This is a genomic window from Planotetraspora mira (assembly GCF_016863275.1).
Taxonomy (GTDB): Bacteria; Actinomycetota; Actinomycetes; order Streptosporangiales; family Streptosporangiaceae; genus Planotetraspora; species Planotetraspora mira.
Map to the genome: position 1 here is coordinate 1 of NZ_BOOO01000056.1, position 16,273 is coordinate 16,273.

The following is a 16,273-nucleotide window of genomic DNA, read 5'->3' on the forward strand; positions in this document are numbered from 1 at the left end:
AGCCCTTTCGGCGTCTTGGGGACCACGATCATTTTGTGTCTGGCCTGGTAGCGCTGCTTGACCAGTGGTCAAGTGCAGCGGCTAGTCAGTGCTGAGGGGAAGGGCACAACCGGCCGACATCGCCGATGCGCCGCCGAGTGTGATGGTGAACTCGTCGAACATCCCCGCGCGGCGTGGCAGGTGGCGTGATCATCGGCAGGTTACGAGGACTCGGATGGCTGACCGTTTTTGGCGGCGAGCTTTGGGACGGCGAATTCATCGTAGGTGCGGGGACTGATGGGTGGGAGATTCCGTTGGCGCGTTGGCTTGATACGTGAGGTGTCGAAGCCCTCGGGCCATTCGGTCTTCTCATCGAAGACCACTCGTTTCAACGAGGCGCCTGTCAGGTCGGCGCCGGCGAGCGTGGCCTCTCGAAGGTCGGCGTAGTCCATGCGAGCGCCGCGTAAGTTGGCATTCCGCAGGTCGGCCCTGGTCAGATCCGTTCCACGGAGGTCAACGCCCTCCGCGATGACCCCGGCCAGGACGGCGTCGCGCAGGTCGGACTGGTAGAGAACGGCGTCAATGAGGTTCGTCCCAGCCAGTCTTACTCCGGTGAGATCCGCTCGGGTCAGATCAGCTCCGATGAGGGAAGCCTCCGTCAGGTCGCTGAAGTGGAGATCCGCGTCCCGGAGCCGAACGGAGGCGAGGTTGGCCTTAGGAAGGACCAGGCGGTCGAGAAGGAGCACCTGACCTCGGATCGGGGCCCGGCGGCCGAGCACAGTCAGCGCTGCGTGGATGTCGGGGGCGCGGAGGGAAAGGTTGACATCGCTGCCCGGCGGTGTGCTGGCCTGCCGCGCGTGCCCGGCACCTCGTTGAGGATCGCGGGTGCGGTTGCCGACGAATGAGGAGAGGATCTCCGAGATGGACCGGCGATCGGCTGAGGAGGAGCGGGAGATGCGTTCGAGGGCGTAGATGCCGCCGAGGCGGACGTCCAGGCTCGGATCGCCCAGGTGGGTGATAGCAGCGGCAAAGGACTCGGTGGCCTGCCCGTGACGGCTGAGCTGTAGTTGACGCCAGGTCAGATAGGCGCCGATCAGAAGTACCAAACCACCGACTCCTTGGAGCAGGGCGGTTCGGATGCCGTTCACCGCGGCGGCGTAGTCGTCCGGCGGTTTGGCGGTGCCCAGGTCCCATGCGAGGACATAGCGGGGAAGGAACAGGGCGCAGGCCAGTGTGATGAGTCCTAAGAGCGCGATGAAGACGAGAGGCGCGGATATCCAATATCGCCATGGGGCGCGTCCCCGTGCGATCTTGTCTGTTCGCACAGGGTGGCGGGGGAGACGAGGTATGCGATCTTCGAAGCGGCTCATGGGCACCCGAGGGATCGGCAATGGGAGCGGGGTTCCACTGTCTCGCGAGCGCAGTTACATGGCCAGGAGCGGGACTGTACGGTTTCGACTCTGGGCGGTGCGGGGTAGCCGATCTCAATGGCTGGTGTACCGCGGGACTCGAGTAAGGCGGGGACCGCCTGGGGACCACACGTCATGCGCGCAGCCGAACGACCCGCACGTCACCAAACGTCGTGCACGGCTACCTGAAGGCCGTTGAGCTGCAAAAACGGCTAACCCCACTTCCTGGGGGTCAAGGGGTCGCAGGTTCAAATCCTGTCGTCCCGACTCTGTTTCGGCAGGTCGGAGCCACAGTATCCATGATCGGATACTGTGGCTTTTCGCTTGTGTCACCCAGGTGTCACCCAAGCTCGCCGTCTCGGGGGCTGTCGTCGGGTGACAGATCTCTCTCCTGAGTGCCACCGTGTTCGCCGATTCCTGGCTTGATGGCCGTTGCGGAGTTCAAATGCGCGGCGGATCTACGTTGTAAAGGACGGCGCTCGGGCACGGTACGCGAAAGATCGTGGATCGTGCCGAAGGCGTTCGAACGTCCGCCCGTGCGCTGACCACGCCGACCGGGCGCAAACCTGACATGTCATTTCCCCGGAGCCTTATGTGGGGAGTGGAGGAACCTGGCACAGAGCCTGATGGGGACGGGAAAAGCGCTCAAGGCTGAGGGAGGTCGTGCGGAGCCGGGAGCTGGGCCTTGGCGTAGAGCCCAGCGGAGGGTTACCGTCCGGCCATCGCAGGAGCAGCCCCACACGGTGGGGGCGATCACGTTCATCGTGGACGGCGAGGGTCGACGCCTGGGGGCGGTGGTCCCGACCGAGGTGGTCGAGCAAGCGTTACGGCTCCGCATGGAGGCCGAGGCGATCGAAATCCGAGAGGTGCCGCAGCTACACGACGCCGAGATCGGGCCTCGCTCACCCAAGGGCAAGTGAGGCTCCACCGGGGACATTCGTCATCGATGAGATCTTCGTACGCCATGGCGACGGCCCACTAGGACCGGAACCTCGCCGAAGAATCCTTGTGATCTCAACTCAGCGCAGATCCAACGGTGACTGCGTCGTCGGCGGAGTTGACGGGCGAGAGGTCCTTTCCGGCGTGTCGGGCGCTGCGCTTCTCCTTGCGGGTCTCGACCCTGGCTACAGGGTGGGTATCAAGACGAGGGTCAGCACGGTAGAGCTGATCAGTCCGCCGATGACGACCACGGCCAGCGGCTTGGAGATGAAGCCGCCTCCGCCGGTGGTGTCCAGGGCAATGGGCTCCAGCGCCAGCACCCTGTCGAGGACGAAGGGACGTGCTCGCCGCCACGTGTCCGCCCCAACCTACACATTCACGCACATCAGGCTTGGTTCCCAGCAGGTGCAGGTTGCGCGGGCTGACCCAGCTCGCCTTGCTCAGCGCGTCGAGCCGGGCCAGTATGTGCCTGCCACGTTCGACAGGGCCGATCAGCGCGAGTGACGCGATGATCTGAGGTTCATCGGGTACGTCCAGCCGGTCGATCGCTGCGAGCACGGGAGCACGGGCGTCCCGTGGGGGATTGGAGAAGAACCAGCGCAGGCTCCTCATGTGCAGCCAACGCAGCACGATCGCCGGGCCGTCACGCGTGCTGATCTCGTCGATGGTTGCGGCGTAGTCCGCATGCCGGTCCACGCCGGTCCACACGAAATGCGGGGTGATGTCGCGGAAATCGGTGAGCCTGGACCGGTCGATCGGGGCGAGGTCGGCGTCCTCCGCTCGGGCAAGGAGGCGTTCCAGGGCGGCGCGGTCGCCGAGTTCGAAGGCCATGATGGCGGCGTCGATCAGCCGTGCGCCCCGGCGGGCCGGGTCGGCGCTGAGGTAGGCGGCGCGTTCCAGGGCTTCCAGCGCGAGTCCCGACGCGCCCCGGGCATTGGCACGCATCGCGGCATCGGCCAGCGCGGCGGCGACCTCGTCGTCATGGGACGTCGCGGCGGCCGCCCGGTGCCAGATCCTGCGGTCGTCGTCATCGGGCAGGGCGGCGGCCAGCGCGGCATGTGCATCACGCAACCGATCCGCCTCGGTGGCCTGGACGATCGCCGACCTGATCAACGGATGCCGGAACCGCATCCGCACAGCGTCGGCCACCACCAGACCCGCCCGAATCGCCGGACGCAGCGCGGCCGCCTCGATCGGTGCGCCCGCCAGCATCGTCGCGGCCCGCGTGTTCTCCTCGATCGCATCGTCCTCGTTGACGGCGGCGACGAGCCGGCGTTCGTGCACCACGGCCGTATCTTCAAGACGCTCCACCTGCTGCAGTTCCTGCATGACGAGGGCTACCGGCGCATGATGGGCGCAGCTGAACATGCAAGAGGCCCGCCATCGCCTGGCCCAGAAGATCGCGGCGAAGTCGCCGCGGATCTGGTACACGCCGCCGCGTGGGTCGGAGGCGCCGGTGGAAAGCGTGTCGAACGCCGACCTTGATGACGGATCCCTCGTCTACAGCTGAACCCGTGTCGCACCCCGAATCGATGACGCGCCCCCGGCCCGGGAACAGCTCGCCAGGTAAACGCTTCCGGTCAGCCCGCCGTAGGACCTGTCAGCTCTTACCGAGTTGCGCAGGGGCGGGCGGCGCGGGGGGCGGTGCGCCGCGGCCAGGCTGCTGGTGCCCGGGTTCAACGCGGTGGGATTTCGTGCTGAGCTGGAGCGCGACGATGATCGCGGCGAGGACTGCGAGACCGGTCGCGATGAGGAACGACAGGCGGTAGCCGTCCACCAGTGAGCCGCTATGGCCGGCGGTGGCCGCGGCGGCGGCGGTGGCGAGGATCGCGAGGCCGACCGCGGCGCCGGTCTGCTGGCTGGTGGTGAACAGGGCCCCGGCCAGTCCCTGGTCGCTGGCCTGGACTCCGCTGGTGATCGCGATCGACGCGGTCGGCAGTGTGAGCCCGACCCCGGCCGCGGTCAGTACCAGGCCGGGCAGCACCGCCGCGGGGTAGCTGGCTCCGGCGGTGATCTGGGCAAGCCACAGCTGCCCGGCGCCCATGGAGACCAGCCCGGCCAGCAGGACGGCCTTGATCCTGAACCGGGCCAGCAGCCGGCGGGTACCGAGGGTGGAGACGAGCACGACGGTGACGGTCGACGGGACCAGCGCCAGGCCGGTCGCCACCGGGCTGAACCCCAGCACCTTCTGCAGGTAGAGCGACGCGAAGTAGACGTAGCCGGCCAGGATGGCGCCGATCAGCAGCATCGCCGCGATCGCGGCCCGCCGGGCCGGCTCCGCCAGGATCGACAGGGGCAGCATCGGGGCCGCCGACCGCTTTTCGGCGAAGACAAAGCCCGTGGTCAGAAGCACCACCAGGGCGAGAGCGATGAGTGTGGCGGGCGCGGTGAAGCCGTGCTGTTGCCCGCTGCTGAGCCCGAAGATCAGCGCCGCGATGCCGGTGGTCACCAGCAGCGCCCCGCGCACATCGACGCTGCCGCCGCTGCCAGACCGCTTCCCGGCCGGCAGTCGCGGGACCAGCGCGAGCAAGATAGCGATGATCGGCGGGTTGATCAGGAACACCGCCCGCCAGCCGAAGTACTGGGTGAGCAGCCCGCCGGCCACGATCGCAGCGGTCGCGCCCGCCGCGGTGGTGGCCTGCCAGATCGCCAGCGCCCGGTTGCGCGCGGCCCCTTCGGCGTTGGTCGTCGTCAGCAGAGACAGCGCGGCCGGGGCGACCATCGCCCCGGCCGCGCCCTGCACGATCCGGGCGATGATCAGCATGATCGGCCACTGCGCGAGCCCGCAGGCCAGCGACGCGATCGCGAACAGGGCCAGGCCGACGGCCAGCACCTGCCGGCGGCCGAGCAGATCCGCCAGGCGGCCGCCCGCCAGCAGCAGCGACCCGAACGCCAGCGCGTACCCGGTGACGATCCACTGCAACTCCGCCGCAGGCATGCCCAGCTCCCGCTGGATCGACGGCAGCGCCACGTTCACAATGCTGAAGTCCAGTTGCAGCACGAACTGGGCGGCGCAGATCAGCGAGATGACAAACACTGCCCGCCGCGAGCCGCCCGCAGCGGGCAGTGGCGCGGCGCCATTCGTCGAGTGGTCCGCCATTGGCGAATCTCCTGTCCTGACTGTGTTCCTTAATGGTTCATCGGGGTCAACCACGCCCGTCAGAACGTCGATGCCGGTCCGGCGGCAGTGCGCACAGATACACTGCATCTGCCTGACAGATGACACTGTCCAGATATGCTGCAGTTCAGGCCTAGAGGCGGTGGCCGATGGAACTCAGACAGCTACGTCACTTCCTGGCGTTGGTCGAGGAACGCAGCATCACCCGCGCCGCCAAGCGCGAGCTCATCGTCCAGTCAGGCCTGTCGAACTCGCTCCAGGCCCTCGAACGCGAACTCGGTACGCCCCTCTACGTCCGCGGAACCAGGCCCGTCCGACTCACCGCGGCCGGCGAGGCTTTGGTGGGCCCGGCTCGCCGGACCTTGACCAGCGCTGCGCAGGCGGAACAGGCCGTACACCACACCCGTGACGTGCTCATCGGCACACTGCGCCTCGGCGTCTCGCACTCCCAGCATCTGGTGCCGTTCGCTTCCTATCTCGGCGAGTTCACTCGCGATCATCCCGGCATCGACCTGCGCCTGCAGTACGCGCCCGCGTTGACGATGATCTCGATGGTCGAGAAGGGAGAACTGGATTGCGTGATCGGACCCGCGGTCAGCCAGGTCCCGGGCGTCCGGATGATTCGCCTGGCGCGAGAGCCGCTGCACCTCGTCTGCCGTGCTGATCACCACCTGGCGGAGCGGGCTGAGGTCAACATGAGACAACTCGCCAACGAGCGGTTCGTCGAGGTACCCCCGGGGTGGACGGCTCGCCTGTTGAGTGACGCCGCGTTCGCCGGCGAAGGAATACCGCGCCGCGTCGTCTGTGAGGTCGGCGACTGGGAACTATTCCTCGAGCTGGTCAGCGCAGGCGTCGGTATCGGCTTCGCTCCAGTCGGCCTTCAGTACCCGGTGCTGACCGCACCAGACAGCGTTCTGCGGCTCATCGCGGTTGAGGGCGCGCGTCTGGAAAGGCACATCTATCTGATCCTGCCCTCGGTGGGCGAGACCAGTCCGGCAGTACGGCGGTTCGCCGATCAGCTGCTGCAAATCCACCCCGCTGGCAGCTAACCAGCGCCTGTTAGCCAACGCAGCCCTGTCGACTCGGAAGTGGCGCGGCTGCCGGTGCGCTCATGTCGCGACCATCTGATCGTCAGATGGCCTCCATCTGAGACAGGTGCGACGCAGGCGACATCGGCGGCAACGGAGGCGCGGTTGTACCGGGCGAAACTTCCATGCCGACCGTGGACGCCGGCCCAACGGCCGCCGCGGCTACGGGGACAGGATGGCAGAAATGCCGCTCCGGAAGATCCACCACTCGGTCGGCGCCTACACGGCCGAAGAGAAGAAGGAGTTCGCCGAGATGAACCCCACTCCCGACCAGAACCACGTCCCCGGGCTGCCGCTGCGCGACCTCACGGGCTTCACCCACCGCTGGGTCGACGCGGAAGGAATCCAGCTTCACGCCGTGGAAGGCGGTCTCTCGAGCGACCCCACCGTCGTGCTGCTCGCCGGATTCCCGCAGACCTGGTGGGCTTGGCACAAGGCGATGCCGCGCCTTGCCGAGCGCTTCCACGTGATCGCGATCGACCTGCCGGGACAGGGCCACTCCGATCGTCCCCAAGGGGGCTACGACACTCACACCCTCGCTTCGCGCGTCCAGGCCGCGCTGACCGCGCTCAACGTGCCGAAGTACTGGCTCTTCGCCCACGACATCGGGGCCTGCGTCGCCTTCTCGCTCGCCCTGAGGTACCAAGACCGCCTGCACGGCCTCGCCCTGCTCGACGCCGGCATTCCCGGAATCACCCTCCCGGACGCCATCCCAACGGATCCCGAACGGGCCTGGAAGACCTGGCACTTGGCATTCCACCTGGTGCCCGAACTGCCCGAGACGCTGATCACCGGCCGCGAGCGTGACTACGTGGACTGGTTCTTCAGGGTCAAGACACTGTCCCCGAACACGTTCGACAGCGCCGATATCGACCACTACGCCGCCTCCATCGCAGCCGAGGGAGGGCTCCGAGCGGCTCTCGCCTACTTCCGCGACGCCGCGGAATCAGGGCGCAAAAACCAGGACGCTCTCGCCCCCGGACGAGGGCACTTGACCATCCCGGTCCTGGGAATCTCCAGCTCCCACGGCTCGATCCCCGACATGGCCGCCTCCATCAGCCCCTGGGCAGAGAACGTGACCGGCGTCGTCATCCCGGAAGCCGGGCACTTCATTCCCGACGAGCAGCCCGACGCAACTGTGGACGCGTTGACCGCGTTCATCGATCACGCGCGTGTCGGGTAGAGCGTGTCAGGGAGTTCGCCAACACCAGATCCTCCGCACCCTCGCCGAACTAGCAGTACGGCCGCTCAGGTCCAACGCATCGATGGGGAGAGCTACCGGAAGGTTCGGCGCACGCGGGGTCAATCTGCCATTGGGTCAAACTCCACCGGGAGACGCTCACCTACATCATCACTGTCTGCCATCGACCCACCGCGAAGCGACAGCGGGCCGGGCCGCGGGTCGGCGACAGAGGGGCGCCCGGCTTGACGTGTCCCTTCGCCTGTGCCCCTTCCACGGTGCTGGGACGCCAACGGACACAGCCGGGCTTGCGGCGGCGGAGACGGGCTGCTGGGCTCGCCTGGGTCGATGGCGGGTGGGATGGCCACCACCCCAGCCACGAACACCATCCCGGAGTCGGAGCACCCCCGCCGGAGGCACCACCATGCGCGGTTGGCACCTGGCGGGCACTTCCAGCTCAGCCTGACGCCCTTGTGAGCGGACTTGTACTGTCGCCTGGCGGCCCTTCCTCTCGTCCGCGCCAGCCGTCCGGCGTTGTTTGCGCGCTGTCCGCCGGGAGCGCCAGAGGGAGGCGGCGGCGTGCGCCCTGACGGCGGCGCGTGCAACGTCTTCCACGGGCTTCCGACGTTTTACGGCCTCGGACGGAACCGGAACGGCACTGGGAAGGCGCGGAGATGACTGCCAGATCCTCAGCCGACCCTGGACTAATCAAGCCTCGCCGCTACCTGCGACAAAACCTTGAACCGCCGCGATGGCCTGCAACCGCTGTCTTGGTGGTTCTCAACATTTCGCAGCTGATCACGATGTCGTGTGGCCTGCATGTGCCCCTCCGACGCTTCCTGACGGCGGTATCGCAGACGACCGAAGATCTCATGGACTTCACGTGTGACGACACCCCCGCCCAGCATCCTTCAGGCCATCGACCGCTTCAACGCCGCCCACCCGTGGGACCACCACGCCCATTACCACCCGTGGATCCTGCGGCAGCTCCCCAGGAGCTTCGGCAACGCGCTGAACGTCGGATGCGGCAGCGGTGACCTGGCCAGGCTCCTGGCCTCGCGGGCCAGACTGGTCCACGGTGTGGACGTGGACCCCGCGATCGTCACCCGGGCACGGGAGCTCACACCGTCGGCCGTTCCGGTGACCTTCACCGCCGCAGGCGCGCTGCGTGTGATACCGCCCGGCTCGCACGACGTCATCACCTGCGTTGCCGCAATCCACCACATGCGTTCAGCGATGCCCTCGCCCGGTTGCGCGAGCACCTGGCGCCCGGCGGGACCCTGGTCGTCGTCGGTCTCGCCCACGCGCAGTCTCGCGGCGATCGTCTGCTCGACGGCGAGAGGATCCACAGCGTCGGCACTCAGGTCCGCCCGTCCGCTCGAATCACCTGTGACTGACGTTGAGAGCGGCCAGCTTGACCACGGCGTTCTCGGAGGGGCTACCGGGCTCGGCCTGGCTCACGATGAGTTGTTGGCCGGCAACGTGGTTGACGGCGAAAGCCTGAAAGCGAAGGGTCATCGCACCGACCGCCCGGTGATGGAACCGTCTGGTTCTATGACCACAGGCCCAGCACCCTACGTCGTAGCGAGCCCACTTCTGGCGAAAGTCCTCGCTCGCAAGCGATAGCTCCTCGACAAGCTCGGGCAGGGCCGGATCGTCGCGATATGCCGCCAATGCGGCGTGCAAGTGGGCTACCTTATCGCGGGCCTCCTGCTCCCAGTCCGGATAGAACTCGCGTGCCGCAGGGTCGAGGAAGGTCAGCCGTATCAGGTTGTCGCTGTAGCCCAACCCCTCGTAGAGAGCCACGTTCAGCGGATTCTGGGCCAGCACGTCCAATCGGTGGTTCACCACACGCGCCGGAGCGTGATCCCAGCTGTCCATGAGGCGCAGAGTAGTCGAGTCGACCTGCTCGACCCCGCGGATCGACCTGCGCTTGCGAGTCAGCGGGTGTGCGAGATGGTGAAGGTGCTCGGTGGCCTCAGAGTCGAGTTGGAGGACGCGCGCCAGGGCGCTGAGGACCTGATCCGATGGGTGGCGTTGCCGGCCCTGCTCCAGTCGGGTGTAGTAGTCGATGCTGACCCCGGCCAGCATGGCCACCTCCTCGCGACGTAATCCCGGTGTCCTGCGGTGGTCGCCGACGCGCGTGAGCCCCACCCGGTCGGGGGTGGTGAGATGGCGTCTGGCGCGAAGGAACTGACCAAGAGGGTTCCTCATAGCGGACAGAGCAGGAAGCCGCATATCAAGTTCAGGCAAAAGTTGCGTTTGCCCCACATTGAGAGTTCGGACAAATTGCCTAACGTTTGACCTTTCCGGCTTTCGGGTTGGCAGTGAGGGTCCTCGGCTGCGCCTGGATGCCATCCGACCCAACACCGGCCTGATTCCAGCTACGGCCCGCGACGACTCACACCCGAAGACGATCACACACCGCGATCACGCAACGCCGGAATGCGCTGGGCGTGAATGCGTACGTGTCGAGGGCAAGTACAAACTGCTCAACGATGTCGGCACCCCGATCGGATCATCCAGTGTGACTCGGCGACGTACTTCCTCAAGAGCTCGCGCGTACAGCGTGTGCCAGCCGCCGTTGGTAGTGAAGGTGATCGTTTGGGTCGCGTCCGTCCCGGTCGTGGCCGGCACCAGCGTCTCAGTGGCGTAACCGTGAAGCGTGGCGAAGACCGGGACGCCGATGCGATCGAGGGGCCCCTCGCGTACCTCGCCCTGACGCTGCCCCTCCGCCACCAACCGCTCGATGAGCTCGGACCAGCCGCCCGGCGGCCTCCAGCAGGGCCTTGGACGCCTGCGGAGCAGTATCACCTGCGTATGCAGTCCACACCCCCTTGCCGTGGGCCCGGTGGCAATCACCTGCTCGCGCAGATCGTCGGCGATCTGGAGATAGGCGGGCCGCCCCGTCTTCTTGACCATGCACCCTCTTCCGCGTGGCACGAGGGCGGCCACAGCGTTAGGGAGGCTGCGGAAGATCGTCACGACCTCGCCAATAGCTCACCCCGGCGCTTCTGGCGTCTGCCCCAGCATCTGAATCGTTTTCTTCGTCTCCGGATGCTGAGGTCCAAGCCATTGTCGCTTGAGATCGAGTACATCGCGGAGGATCTGGTCGGCCTCGCCTCTGCGTCCTTGGACGGCGACCGCGTCAGCGAGGTACTCACGGGCGATGATCGCGAAGTAGCCGCCCTCGCCGGGGTGCCCCATGTCGGCGAGAGTCGCGCGCAGAAGGTGTTCGGCCTCGCCGTACCGGCCTTGATCGAAGATGCTCCTGGCCAGGGTCGCCTGAGTGGAGACCGCGAGCGGGTGCCCGGCGCCTACCACCCTGAGGACCACATCCAGGGTGTCTTTGCACATGGCCTCGGCCTGAATGTGGTTGCCTTGCTTGTTGGTCCAGCGGGCCAGATCCGCCCAGGCATCGAAGGTCTTCGGGTCTTCGGGTCCCATCACCACGCGGTCGAGTTGAAGCGTCTCGGAGCAGATCTGGGCGGCTTCCGCATACCGGCCCTGTTGGCCGATCGACCATGCGAGGTCTACTCGGGTGATGAGGGTGTCGCGGTGCTCGGCGCCTAGGACTCGGGTCATGTCGGAGAGCAGGTCCACGTACATCCGCTCGGCCTCGTCGTGCCGGCCCTGAACCATGATCGCGTGGATCAGTTGGTCGCGGGTGCGGAGCGTGTCGACGTGGTCGTCACCCTGAACCTGGCGCCGACCGGCCAGCACCGCACGGAAGACGTCCTCGGCTTCGCCGGGCGCACCGCGGTCGGCCAGCGAAACTCCCAGGTCGTGACGGGCCCCGAGGGCTGCTGGGTGGAGGTCGTCGAGTCGTTCCGCCGCGGTCGCGTTGGCCTGGGCGAGTGCTGCGCCTTCGGTGGTCGCCTGCCAGCCGATCCCCCGCAAAGATCGGAAGGCTGCCCCGCCTACTTCCAAGAGTAAGACCAAGTCGTCGATCACCAGGACCGGGGGAAGCCACGTGATCATGGCCATGATGTGGGGGATTAGCCGCTCCCAGGCAGGCCAGTCCGCAGGACGCTCCGCGTCGAGAGGAGCGGTGACGTTCCGCAGGAGCCCCACGGCGGCCCTCATGGTGGCGGCCCCTTCAGATTCGTGGGTTGCCAGCACTTGAGCCCGGCAGGTGTCCACAACTACCGGATGGATCATGATGTCGGGGTATCCGTCCGTGGCCGCGCCGACGACCTCGATCAGTCCGACCAGCGATAAGCCGCGCAGCGCCGCCAAGAATCCCGCCCTGTCGCCGTCCTCCGCGAACCGCACCATCTCTCGGGGGATGGGCGTGGCCGCGGCGAAACACGACAGCAGGTACTGGACACCACGAGCACGGACCACACCTTGGCTGGTTAGGTCATCGAGAGACACCTCCCAGGTCCGGGAGATGACCGCCCGGGTCTGCGACCCGACCGCGTCGAGTTCGGCGATCACCAGAGGTGCCATGCAGCTGTCCAGGGCCTTCCGATACTCCTCGAAGCTGTGCCAGCGGGTGAAAGGCGACGCGAGGTAGGTGCCTGCCAGGTGCAGGGCGAGCGGGAGCGAGCCCAAACGACGCGCCAGCGCCAGCGCCTCCTCCCCGCTGGGGTCCGGAACCTGCGGAGCCAACCGGCCCAGCACCTCCGCTCCGGCCACGTCGTCAAGCACCTTCAATGACCTGACATGCGTGCCCGTACCCCAGATCCGCTGATCATCGGTGCGGGTCGTCACCACGGTCATCACCCGGCCGCCAGATCGGGCCCAGCCCGTTCCGTCCCCGGGATCAGACACGCCGTCCACGGCCAGGACTCCAGGCACATCGGCATTGTCAAAGATCAGAAGCGCTCGCCCCGCCGTACCGGAGACAAACCTCCAGAAGGTGTCCGCGGCGATCACCGAGCCGTCCCGCACCTGACGCATCACCGGGGCGGGCGCGTCCAACTGGCGAAGGATCTCCAGGACTCCGCCCCGCAACGACACCGGGTCGGCCGCGTTCACCCACCAGACCGCCCATCCCCGTCGCTGCGCCCGCGCGGCCAGCCACAACGCAGCCGTCGACTTGCCGACACCACCCATCCCGGCCAGCACCCACACGCCTGCTGAATCCTTCTTCCTGGTGCGGCCCAGAGCTCCCGCCAACTCCTCCAGCAGACCAGCTCTGCCCAGCACCCCGGACGGAAGACGCCCCAGAGGAGCAGAGACAGGAAGCGCGCCGGTCACCCCCAGCCCAGCGTCCCCGGGTGCCCGGTGCCGACGGCGGTCGCGAGCATCGCGGCGTTCCAGAATCGCGACCCGCAACTGCAACGAGCCAACCCCAAGAGCCAGCACCCCGGCAACGACACCAGCCAGGCTGAGCAGATCCATGGCCCGAACATAACCCGCCTCATGAGGCCCCGGGGAGCGATATTTAGGTTGTTGAGGTGGTTCCAGCGCCACCGATGACAACGATCTCGTCAATGACCGGAGGCGGGTCCGTCCAATGATCAGCCGGGCGATACTCACAGCCTCAGCATCTTCACGGCATCACTGCGACTGGACATCCGCCATGCGTCTGTTGCGCGTCAGTCCCGATGAACTCACTGCGTCGCACGCTGTGGACAGGCCTGGGACCGAAATCCTCGTATCGATGGCGACAGCATCGTGAACATGGGTCTTGAGCCGCTGATGGACATCCGCTTCTCGGCAGAAGAGGAAGTGTCGGCAGCCTCGCCGTGATCATGTAAAGCATCAGGCGGGGCCGAAGCGTTAAGCATCAACCGAGGTCCGACAGAGCCAATCCGTGATCGAAAGCAACTTATCTTCACGTCTATTAAAGCGGCCCGCCTACGGCGGCCCGCGTCGCGCGCTGGTCGGCAAGCCGGCCGGGCTGCGGCTCTCCGGCCGGTCCCGGCCGACGCCGCCCGCGCGCTCCTAGCCATCGAGGCGGACCACCAAACGATTGACGATCGTCGCTGCCAGCACGACCACTCGGGCAACGCGGTTCGACTCTCCCCGGAGCCCAGAAGGTGAGAACCGCAAGGGGCTCCGCCCCCTGCGACCCCCGGCCCTCCTCGGAGATGAGCCGGAAAGGGCGCGGGGTAGAAGGGCGGTGTCATCTCCTCGCCGGCCACCACAAAGGGATGCCAGACCAGCCGCCCAAGGTCAAGCCGTCGAGTGCGGGCAGGACAACCAGCAAGGACGGAATGTCGCCGGGAGGCATGTACGCGCGAACGACGGCTTGACCCCAGGCGTCCGGCCCGCCATGGCTACGCCTGCCCGACGAGGAGATGCCCGCACGTTGCCGAAGCGGTCGCGTCCCTCGGACGGAGCGCAAGAGGGACCACAAGCTATCCGACCGACGGGACATCACCATTGAGAGCGGCTTGGACCTCCGCTAAGGGGGCGCCCATGATCACCCGGTTACCGCTCGACAGGTCCCTCAGACCGCATGCGCGGAAGAACGCTGCCCGGTACGGTCGTAGCTGTCGACGGCAGAACACATCGGCAAGGGTCAGCCGCGTGGCCCTGATCTCGTTGGGGGCCGGCCGTTGGGTCAGGGGGTGGCCGCCTGCTTGGCGATCAGCTCGAACGAGCGGATCCGGTCCTCGATGTCGTAGACCTGGGTGGTCAGCATCAGCTCGTCCGCACCCGTGCGCTCGCGCAGCTCGGCGAGCTGGCGGGCCACGGTCTCCGGGGAGCCGAGCGCCTGCCCCACGAACCGCGACCGCGCCAGCTCCAGCTCCTGCTGCGTGTACGGGTACCGGGCCGCCTCCTCGGGGCTGGCCAGCAGCTGCGCCCGGCCGGTATTCATGCGCAGGAAGGACAGCATGGCCGGGCCGGCCAGGTACTCCGCGCGCTCGTCGGTATCCGCGCAGATCGCGTTGACCGAGACCATCGCGTACGGCTTGTCGAGGTACTCCGACGGGCGGAAGTGCTGCCGGTACAGGTCCAGTGCCGGCAGTGTGTTGGCGGAGCTGAAGTGGTGCGCGAAGCTGAACGGCAGGCCCAGCATGCCGGCCAGCTGCGCGCTGAACCCGCCCGATCCGAGCAGCCAGATCTTCGGCATGTTGCCCAGCGCAGGGATCGCGGTGATCCGCATCCGGGGGTCGCGCCTGGTGAAGTACCCGATGAGATCGTCAAGCTCCTGCGGGAACGCCTCGGCGGACATGCCCTCCATCGTCCGGCGCAGGGCCAGCGCGGTGACCTGGTCGGTGCCGGACGTCCGGCCGATGCCCAGGTCGACCCGGCCCGGGTGCAGCGCCTCCAGGGTGCCGAACTGCTCGGCCACCGCCAGCGGGGCATGGTTGGGCAGCTGCACGCCACCCGAGCCAACCCGGATCGTCGAGGTTGACGCCGCCAAATGCGCGATCAGCACAGCCGGGGACGAACTGGCGACCCACGGCGTGTTGTGGTGCTCGGCTACCCAGAACCGCCGGTAACCCAGCTCCTCGGCGCGGACCGCGAGCGCTGTGGTGTGCCGGAGGGCCTCGGCGGAGGATCCGGTGGCGTCGACCGGAGCGACATCGAGGACAGAGAGAGGTACGTCAATCATAAGATCATTCCTTTGGTGGTGGGGTTGTCGCGTGGCGGGATGGTCTAAACCGGACTCCGGCCCGGGTGGCTGGCGGCGGAGCCGCCGGTGAACAGGGCCAACGGGGTGAGGTAGGCGCGCTTGGCGCCGAAGCGGCTCATGGCCCAGGCAGCCGGCGGGATCACGGCGCGAAGAGCGGGCGTGTAGCCGGTGGCGACCTACTGCACGGTGGCGAGTGGCGCGTCGAACACCGTCGGCAGCGGATGGAGAGCGCCGTTGACGGTGGTCACGTCGAGGACGGCCATGATCGAGCCGATGACGACGACCAGGAGGGTACGGGCGAGAGTGGCGGCGGATCCGGCGGTTCGTGCCGGTCCGGTGACGGTGCTGATCCCCCCGTCACTTACCGTACGGGTGCTCGGCGCGAGCGGTGCGCAGCGCGCGGCCCCACCACAACAGCTGGTCGACCATGTTCTTGGCGGCGCCCTCGGGGATCGCCGGGTCGAGCGGTCTGCCGTCCTTGCCCAGCCCGGACCAGGGCCCGTGCAGGCTGACGGTGTCGCGCACAGTCATGGCGTGCAGTTCGGCGAAGACCTGACGAAGCTGCTCGACGGCGCGAAGCCCGCCGCTCAATCCGCCGTAGGAGACGAAGCCGATCGGCTTGGCCTGCCAGTGGGTGTAGTGCCAGTCGATGAGGTTCTTCAACGAGGCCGGAAAGCTGTGGTTGTACTCGGGCGTGACGATGACGAACGCCTCGGCGGCGGCCAGCCGTGGGCTGACGTCGGCGAGAACGGCCTGAGTCCTCGGCGCGGGGGCGGGAAGGCCGTCCCACCCGGGCATGGACACGGGAAGATCCAGGCCGGCGACATCGACAACGTCCAGATCGATGTCGGTGCGGTGGTCCACATGGCCGGTGAACCACTCGGCGACCGACAGGCCGGCGCCGCCGCCACGAGCACTTCCGATGATGACGGCGACCCGGAGCGCGGGGTCGTTCGAAGGTGCGAAGTCAGACATCGCGGTCCCCCTGGTTCTGTCGTTTCATTGCCACGAATCGCAGCACGT

The 16,273-nt window shown here is 67.3% G+C and carries 11 protein-coding genes and 1 pseudogene; 4 read left to right on the forward strand and 8 right to left on the reverse strand.

Annotated elements, in window-relative coordinates; all coding sequences use genetic code 11:
* Positions 1–200: 200 nt before the first annotated feature.
* Complete coding sequence (locus Pmi06nite_RS40220) at positions 201–1,085, reverse strand: pentapeptide repeat-containing protein (RefSeq protein WP_239114540.1); 885 nt, start codon at positions 1,083–1,085, stop codon at positions 201–203.
* A gap of 1,046 nt (positions 1,086–2,131) precedes the next feature.
* Between Pmi06nite_RS40220 and Pmi06nite_RS40225 the strand changes: the two genes are divergently transcribed.
* Positions 2,132–2,308 (forward strand): hypothetical protein, encoded by a 177-nt coding sequence (locus Pmi06nite_RS40225; protein WP_203958513.1) that lies wholly within the window; start codon positions 2,132–2,134, stop codon positions 2,306–2,308.
* 94 nt (positions 2,309–2,402) lie between these two features.
* Here the strand turns inward: Pmi06nite_RS40225 and Pmi06nite_RS43210 are convergent, their stop codons facing one another.
* Complete coding sequence (locus Pmi06nite_RS43210) at positions 2,403–3,758, reverse strand: hypothetical protein (RefSeq protein WP_444544162.1); 1,356 nt, start codon at positions 3,756–3,758, stop codon at positions 2,403–2,405.
* A 169-nt stretch (positions 3,759–3,927) separates the two neighbouring features.
* The gene (locus Pmi06nite_RS40240) at positions 3,928–5,427 is read right to left on the reverse strand and encodes an MFS transporter (RefSeq protein ID WP_203958516.1); all 1,500 of its coding nucleotides are present in this window, start codon (positions 5,425–5,427) and stop codon (positions 3,928–3,930) included.
* 167 nt (positions 5,428–5,594) lie between these two features.
* On the opposite strand from Pmi06nite_RS40240, the gene Pmi06nite_RS40245 reads away from it, so the two are divergent.
* The 3 genes and pseudogenes from Pmi06nite_RS40245 to Pmi06nite_RS42410 all read left to right on the forward strand — a co-directional run.
* A complete protein-coding gene (locus Pmi06nite_RS40245) occupies positions 5,595–6,494 on the forward strand; it encodes a LysR family transcriptional regulator (protein WP_203958517.1) in 900 nt (299 codons plus the stop codon).
* Positions 6,495–6,717: 223 nt separating this feature from the next.
* On the forward strand, positions 6,718–7,716 hold the full coding sequence (locus tag Pmi06nite_RS40250) for an alpha/beta fold hydrolase (protein WP_239114541.1): 999 nt from the start codon (positions 6,718–6,720) through the stop codon (positions 7,714–7,716).
* Between the two features lie 882 nt (positions 7,717–8,598).
* Positions 8,599–8,886 (forward strand): annotated as a pseudogene (locus Pmi06nite_RS42410) (class I SAM-dependent methyltransferase); the annotation flags it as partial.
* A 210-nt stretch (positions 8,887–9,096) separates the two neighbouring features.
* Here Pmi06nite_RS42410 and Pmi06nite_RS40260 read toward each other — a convergent pair.
* The 5 genes from Pmi06nite_RS40260 to Pmi06nite_RS40280 all read right to left on the reverse strand — a co-directional run bounded on the left by Pmi06nite_RS40260 (position 9,097) and on the right by Pmi06nite_RS40280 (position 16,225).
* Complete coding sequence (locus Pmi06nite_RS40260) at positions 9,097–9,951, reverse strand: helix-turn-helix transcriptional regulator (RefSeq protein WP_308442567.1); 855 nt, start codon at positions 9,949–9,951, stop codon at positions 9,097–9,099.
* Between the two features lie 192 nt (positions 9,952–10,143).
* Entirely contained in the window at positions 10,144–10,635 is a 492-nt protein-coding gene (locus Pmi06nite_RS40265; protein WP_203958519.1) for a hypothetical protein, read from the reverse strand.
* Between the two features lie 78 nt (positions 10,636–10,713).
* Positions 10,714–13,134 carry a tetratricopeptide repeat protein gene (locus Pmi06nite_RS40270; RefSeq protein ID WP_203958520.1) on the reverse strand — a complete coding sequence of 807 codons (2,421 nt, stop codon included), beginning with the start codon at positions 13,132–13,134 and terminating at the stop codon, positions 10,714–10,716.
* Between the two features lie 1,096 nt (positions 13,135–14,230).
* Positions 14,231–15,229 (reverse strand): LLM class flavin-dependent oxidoreductase, encoded by a 999-nt coding sequence (locus tag Pmi06nite_RS40275; RefSeq protein WP_239114542.1) that lies wholly within the window; start codon positions 15,227–15,229, stop codon positions 14,231–14,233.
* A 378-nt stretch (positions 15,230–15,607) separates the two neighbouring features.
* Positions 15,608–16,225, reverse strand: a complete 618-nt coding sequence (locus tag Pmi06nite_RS40280; RefSeq protein ID WP_203958521.1) for an NADPH-dependent FMN reductase — start codon at positions 16,223–16,225, stop codon at positions 15,608–15,610.
* Positions 16,226–16,273: the final 48 nt, after the last annotated feature.